The 6,378-nt window shown below is 71.1% G+C and carries 6 protein-coding genes; 2 read left to right on the forward strand and 4 right to left on the reverse strand.

Going from position 1 to position 6,378, the window contains the following annotated elements:
- A partial coding sequence (locus AC5LSR_RS12160) for a UPF0182 family protein (protein WP_493468468.1) occupies positions 1-1,502 on the reverse strand: 1,502 nt, incomplete at its 3' end.
- 96 nt (positions 1,503-1,598) lie between these two features.
- On the opposite strand from AC5LSR_RS12160, the gene AC5LSR_RS12165 reads away from it, so the two are divergent.
- Positions 1,599-2,105, forward strand: coding sequence for a PPA1309 family protein (locus tag AC5LSR_RS12165; protein ID WP_250287011.1), 507 nt, complete (start codon positions 1,599-1,601; stop codon positions 2,103-2,105).
- A gap of 148 nt (positions 2,106-2,253) precedes the next feature.
- On the opposite strand, the gene AC5LSR_RS12170 is transcribed toward AC5LSR_RS12165, so the two are convergent.
- The 3 genes from AC5LSR_RS12170 to AC5LSR_RS12180 all read right to left on the reverse strand — a co-directional run bounded on the left by AC5LSR_RS12170 (position 2,254) and on the right by AC5LSR_RS12180 (position 4,250).
- On the reverse strand, positions 2,254-3,294 hold the full coding sequence (locus AC5LSR_RS12170; RefSeq protein WP_493468469.1) for a YlbL family protein: 1,041 nt from the start codon (positions 3,292-3,294) through the stop codon (positions 2,254-2,256).
- A gap of 121 nt (positions 3,295-3,415) precedes the next feature.
- Positions 3,416-3,652, reverse strand: a complete 237-nt coding sequence (locus AC5LSR_RS12175; protein WP_250287018.1) for a hypothetical protein — start codon at positions 3,650-3,652, stop codon at positions 3,416-3,418.
- A 55-nt stretch (positions 3,653-3,707) separates the two neighbouring features.
- A complete protein-coding gene (locus tag AC5LSR_RS12180; RefSeq protein WP_493468470.1) occupies positions 3,708-4,250 on the reverse strand; it encodes a molybdenum cofactor biosynthesis protein MoaE in 543 nt (180 codons plus the stop codon).
- Between the two features lie 529 nt (positions 4,251-4,779).
- Here AC5LSR_RS12180 and AC5LSR_RS12185 point away from each other — a divergent pair.
- Positions 4,780-6,243 carry a zinc-dependent metalloprotease gene (locus AC5LSR_RS12185; protein ID WP_250285129.1) on the forward strand — a complete coding sequence of 488 codons (1,464 nt, stop codon included), beginning with the start codon at positions 4,780-4,782 and terminating at the stop codon, positions 6,241-6,243.
- Positions 6,244-6,378: the final 135 nt, after the last annotated feature.

Consider the following 6,378-nt stretch of genomic DNA (forward strand, 5'->3'; position numbering starts at 1 on the left):
CCGGCGGCGTCGCCCGGCCCGTCGATCTCGGCCTGCCGGGTGCCGACGATCGAGTAGTCCGGGGACAGCTCGCCGAAGTAGACCCGGCTCTCCCGTACGTTCAGCGGGCCGGTCGGCGGCAGGTTCTGCTCGGTGAAGACCGGGCGTCCGGAGCTGTCGACGATGTTCGCCGGCGCCGCGACGAACCCCTTGCCGTGGGTGTACGTCAGATGCAGGTTGATCCAGTTCCGCTGCTGCGGCGCGAGACCGCCCTGGTCGAGCTCGCGGACGGAGACCACGTAGTCCTGGGTGCCGTCGCGCCCGTCGGCGCCGGCGATGGTGTAACGGTCGATGTCGAGCGAGGCCGGGAAGCCGTAGTAGCCACGGATCTGCTGGAGCTGGTCGTAGGTCGCGGAGAGCACGTTCGGGTCCAGCAGGCGCGCGTTGGACAGCGTCGCCGAGTCCGCGCCGAGCTTGGCCGTGTCGGGTGTGGTGGACGCGTCGTAGGGCTGCGGTCTTATCTGGTCGATCCCGTACGCGGCGCGGGTGGCCGCGATGTTCCGCGAGATGTAGGGCGCCTCCCGGGAGGCCTCGTTCGGCCGGACCTGGAACTGCTGGACGATCGCCGGGTAGATGCCTCCCACCACCAGGGCGGACAGCACCAGTATCCCGGCGGACAGCAGGGGCAGCGTCCATCCCCGCTGGAAGATGTTGTAGATGAACAGCACCGCGCACAGCAATGAGATGAACAACAGGATGAGCTTCGCGGGAAGTACCGCGTGCGTGTCGGTGTAGGAGGCCCCGCGCACCGCCCCGCGCGAGGAGAAGACCAGCCCGAAGCGGTCGAGGTAGTAGGCCCACGCCTTCAGCAGGGCCAGCAGGCCCAGCAGGACGGATATGTGCACCTTCGCCGCCGGCACCACCCGCTCGCTCTGCGTCTGCAGCCGGATACCGCCGAACAGGTAGTGCGTCACCAGCGTCACCAGCAACGACAGCACCACGATGGTCAGCAGGAAGCCGAGCAGGAAACGCTGGAACGGGTAGGTGAAGGCGTAGTAGCTGATGTCGCGGTGGAACTGGGCGTCCCGCTGCCCGAAGGACTCCCCGTTGCGCCACAACAGCCAGGTCCGCCACCGGCCGGACGCCGAGACACCCGCTACTATGCCGAACAGGATCGACACGCCGAACAGGATCAGCACCGCGTACGGTTCGATGCCGGCCCGGTAGCGCTCGAGATTCTGCTGTTCGAGGGAGAGCGGGCGCACCGAGGGCCGCAGCCGGTACGCGAGCAGCAGGTTGGCACCCACCGCGACGGCCATCAGCGCACCGAAGACGACGAACAGCAGTATCCGTGTCGACAGGACGGTGTTGAAGACCTTGCCGAAGCCGACCGACCGGAAGAAGAGCAGGTCGGTGTAGACCCGGGTGAAGACGCCGAGTAGAACGACCAGAACGATGAGCACGACCAGAGTGGGGATGAGGATGCGGGTACGCGCCACCAGTGGCCTGCGGGCTGCTGCCACTCGCTTCTCCTTGTGTCGGGGGCACACGACCAGGTTGTCCACCTGGAAGGCAACCTACGCCAGTGCCCGACTGGCACCATCGGAGAGGATGGGCTAGTGAGCAGCCCCGACATCAGTGAGTTGACATCCGTTGTGCTGGAGGTCGAGCGGCACGTGGCCGATCTGGGCTGGGACCAGCCCAGTCAGGTGTACGCGCTGGCGGACACGTCCGAGCTCGTCGCCCGCGAGCCGGCCCTGGCCGCGCACATCGGCCAGATCGTCCCCGGCTCGCTCACCCCGGTCGAGCAGGAGCCCCTGCCCCCCGGGCGCCTGGACGAGGTGCTGGCCGGCATCGGCTGGCCGCAGGAGGTCCTTGGCTGTGTCCTGGTCACCGAGCTCGTCGTGCTGCCCCCGAGCGCCGAGCAGGAAGCCCCCTACGAGGAGGCGGACATCGAGATCTGGGCGGCCAGCCATCCCGAGCGCCAGGACGTGCGGCTCGCGGTCGGGGTGACCCGCGACGGGCAGCACGCGTCCTGCCTGCGGGTACGCGGGGACGAGGAGCTGGTGGTCGACCCGGACCTCGCCGACGGCCTCGTGGACGGCCTGCTCGCGACCTTCCACTGACCGGCGCCTTTCCCTGACCGGAGGATCGTTTCCCGGCCGGGACAGGCCCACCGGCCGGTGTGTCCGTCAGGTGGCCGGCTTGCCGGCAGCCGTCACCCGCCGGGATGGCCGTGCCAACGGGTGAGGCTTCTCGGGCGGGCGCGGGCGCTCAGCAGCTGGGGACGTTCGCCTGGGGATTGTCGGCGAGGGCGTGCAGGTCGCCGATGGCGTCCTGCAACGTCTCGACCCGGATGAGCCGCAGGCCGCCCGGGGCGGACTCCCGGGCGTCCGCGCAGTTCCCGGCCGGGACGAGGAAGGCGACCGCGCCGGAGCGGCGGGCGCCGAGGAGCTTCTGCTGGATGCCGCCGATCGGCCCGACCGTGCCGGCGGCGTCGATGGTGCCGGTGCCCGCGATCGTCCGGCCGCCGGTGAGCTGTTCGGGCCCGAGAAGGTCGACTATGCCGAGAGCGAACATCAGCCCGGCGCTCGGTCCGCCCACGTCCTTGAGCCTGATCGTCACCGTGAACGGGTAGCTGCGCTTCTCGGTGGTGATGATCCCGATGACCGGCCGGGACGGGTCGTCCGGCGCGGGCACCGTCATGATGTCGGCCTGCGCGGGCGCGCCACCGTCCCGGACGTAGGAGATGGCCACCGCCTGCCCGGGGCGGACCCGCGCTATCTCGTCCCGCAGCTGCCCCTGCGTGGTGATGGCGGCGCCGTTCACGGACACGATCACATCGCCCGGCAGCAGCCTGCCCTCGGCGGGCGAGCGCGCACCGAGCTGGTAGACGACCACGGACGTCCCGGTCGCGGCGACACCGAGCTCGCCGAGAGCCGCGGCGGTCGCCTGGTCCTGCGAGTCGATCATCGCCGCGGTGTTCTCCTGGCGGATCTGCTCCTCGCTGGTACCCGGCGGCTGGACCAGCTCCCGGGGCACCACGGCCTGGTCGCTGCTGAGCCAGCCGCGGACCGCGCCGAGGACGTTGAGCCGGGGAATCTCCTCGACCGTCGTCAGCTCGAGCCGCCCCGAGGTCGGGTAGGTCTGCCGGCCCTCTATTTCGATCAACGGCTTGCCGTCGGTACGCCCGAGCGTGTCGGTGACCGGCCCGGGCGAGAGCAGCACGAACGGCACCGGCAGCCACAGCCCGACGACCACGAGCAGTAACGACAACGTGGACGCAACAACGAGTGTCTGGATACGCCGCGTCATGTTCGCAGTCTAGCGAGCTGACAAAAAAGTGATCACAAAAAAGTGGCATAACTGTGGCGCAACCGCTCGTGTGGCCCGCAACGGCCGGGCCCACACGGGCGGATCCGCCACGGGGCGGCGGCTACGGCGCGTCCGGCGACCGCGGGTCCGGCGGGCGGCCGCCGGCCCGGGACGCCCAGCTCCGGTCACGACTGGACGGATCATGGGACGAGTGCAGCGGCCGCGCCAGAGCGGCCATGCTGCGCCGGTAGCCCTCAACGGTGATCAGTGCTTCGGGCCGGCGTTCCGGGCGCGAGCGCAGGGCGAACCAGACAAGGGTGACCAGAACGGCGACAGGCGGGATGAGCAGGAACCACATGGCGGCCTCGGCGTCGAGACGGGGGAAGGGAGGCGACCTTCATGGTAAGCCACGCTCAGCAGGCTCCCACCCACTCCGACGAACCGTCCGCGAAGACCTGCCGCTTCCAGATCGGCACCTGGGCCTTGACCTCGTCAATCAGGCGACGACAGGCCGCGAACGCCTCGTCGCGGTGCGCGGCCCCCACCGCGACGACAACGGCGATGTCACCGATACCGAGTAGTCCCGTACGATGAGTGACGGCAACGGTGAGCACCGGGTACATGGCAGCCACATCGTCCGCCACGCGTGTGATCTCGGCGCCGGCACGCGGGTGGGCAGTGTACTCCAGTTCGGTGACCGCGCGCCCGTGGTCGTGATCACGTACCGTGCCCACGAAGAGCGCGACCGCCCCCACCCCGGGCTCGCGGACGGCCCGCAGGCACTCGTCGACCGACAGTTCCTCCGCCCGGACCGACGCGAGGACGACCCGTGGCGCACCCGGCCGACCGGCCGCGTCGCGGGCGGCGCGCCGCGGGCCGGGGCCAGCAGCCGGGCCGGGGCCAGCAGCCGGGCCGGGGCCAGCAGCCGGGCCGGGGCCAGCGTGGATATCGCCCATGTGCCCGACCGTAGTCCGCGCGTAGGGCGGCCATCCGGCCGGCACCGGCTTCGAGCGGCAGAGGCGCCCTCCGGGACGCGGCCAGGAGGCGGCCAGGGGACGCCGGGACGCCGGGACGCCGGGACATCTGTCACGGCAGCGGCATCCGACGGGCACTGGGACGAATCTCACCGGCTGTCGGCGACAGCCGGGCATGATCATCGCGGTGCCGGCCCCTTCGAGCTCACCGGTCGCCGGCGACAGCCGGCAGCGGCGACAGCCCTGGTACCCCGGTTGGGACGACAGTGGGATTCAGGAGTGGAATCCAGGATCCAGCGGTGGGATCCAGGCGGTGGGAGCCATGGTATGCAGAGGCAGCCGGCGGACGGATTGTCCGGCTCGTGGCTTTCACCGGCGGTCATGGGCCGCCCCGTCGGCAGTCCTGGTGACGTCGTTTCGGCATCGCCAGGAAAACGCACTACCGTTGGTGCATGTCCGGATCCAGGGTCCATGAACCGCAGCGCACCTCCTCCCGGCGGGGGCGGTGGCGATGAGCGGCGGCTTCCCGTTCGGCTTCACCCCGGGCGGCTCGTCCTCGGGTGGCGCGGGCGGCGGCTCCGGCATGCCGTTCGGCACCGGGGCCCCGTTCTTCGCCGAACTCGAACGCCTGCTGTCCTGGCACGACGGACCGGTCAACTGGGAGCTCGCGCGCCAGGTCGCGGTACGTACCCTCGGTGACGGCGACCGGGCTGTCACCGAAGCCGACATCGAGGCCGTCCGGCAGGCGGTCCGGCTCGCCGACGTCTGGCTCGACCCTGTGACGCCCCTTCCCGCCGGGGCCACGGCCGCCGAGGGATGGACGCGCGGCAGATGGATCGAGGTGACGCTGCCCGTCTGGCGGACACTGTGCGATCCGGTGGCCGCCCGGGTGGCCGACGCCATGCGCGGCGGTATCTCCGGCGGGCTCGCGCAACTGGGCGACCAGATGGGCGACCTCGGTGCCGGGCTGCCGCCGGAACTCGCCGCTCAGCTCCCACCCAGCCTTGACCTGGGCCAGCTGGCGTCCGCCGGCGGCCCGATCATCCAAATGATCAACAGGATCGGCGGGATGCTGTTCGGCGCCCAGGTCGGCGAGGCGATGGGCCTGCTCGCCAGCGAGGTGGTCTCCGCCACCGACGTCGGGCTGCCGCTGGGCCCGGCCCGCACGGCCGCGCTCGTACCGGCCAACGTCGAGGCGTTCGGCGCCGGCCTGGAGGTCGACCCCACCGAGGTCCGGATCTACCTGGCGTTGCGCGAAGCCGCGTCCCAGCGTCTGTACGCCCATGTCCCGTGGCTGCGCGGGCACGTCCTCGGCACGGTCGAGGAGTACGCGCGGGGCATCGCGGTCGACCCGAACGCGGTCTCGCGGGCGATGACGATGCTCGACCCGTCCCGGCTGATGGATCCGTCCCGGCTGATGGACCCGGCGAGTTTCGCCGAAGCGCTCGGCGGTGACGTCTTCGACGACGCGACCACGCCCGAGCAGGCCGCGGCGCTGGCCCGCCTTGAGATGATCCTCGCGCTGATCGAGGGCTGGGTGGAGACGGTCACCGACGCCGCCGCGGCGAAGAACCTGCCGGCGGCGTCCAGGCTGCGCGAGATGGTGCGCCGGCGGCGGGCCGAGGGCGGGCCGGCCGAACAGACCTTCGCCACGCTCGTCGGCCTCAACCTGCGTCCCCGCAAACTGCGCGAGGCAGCCGCCCTGTGGGCTGCCGTGGGCGAGGCCAGAGGGATCGACGAGCGGGACGCGCTGTGGGCCCATCCCGACCTGCTCCCGGACGCCGACGACCTCGCCGACCCGCAACGGTTCGCCAACAGTGACACCGCCAGCACCGTGGGAGATCCAATCTCGGAACTCGAGCGGCTCCGGGACACCCCGCCGCCGAAGTCACCGAACGAGTCACCGAAGGAACCCCCCGGGCCTGCGGGCACACACGACCCGGATCCGCCCGATGGCCCGCGCGGCGGTCGTTGACCGTAACCACCACGCGGCCATAGTTTGACGGGTTTCTTCTCCTCGCCCGACATGGCCGTCGTGCTGCTCACCGCGATACACGGGCCGGCCGGGCGAGCTGGCCGTGGCTGCCGGCACCAGCCCGGCGGTTTCCGG

Source organism: Protofrankia sp. CiP1_Cm_nod4 (assembly GCF_982290645.1).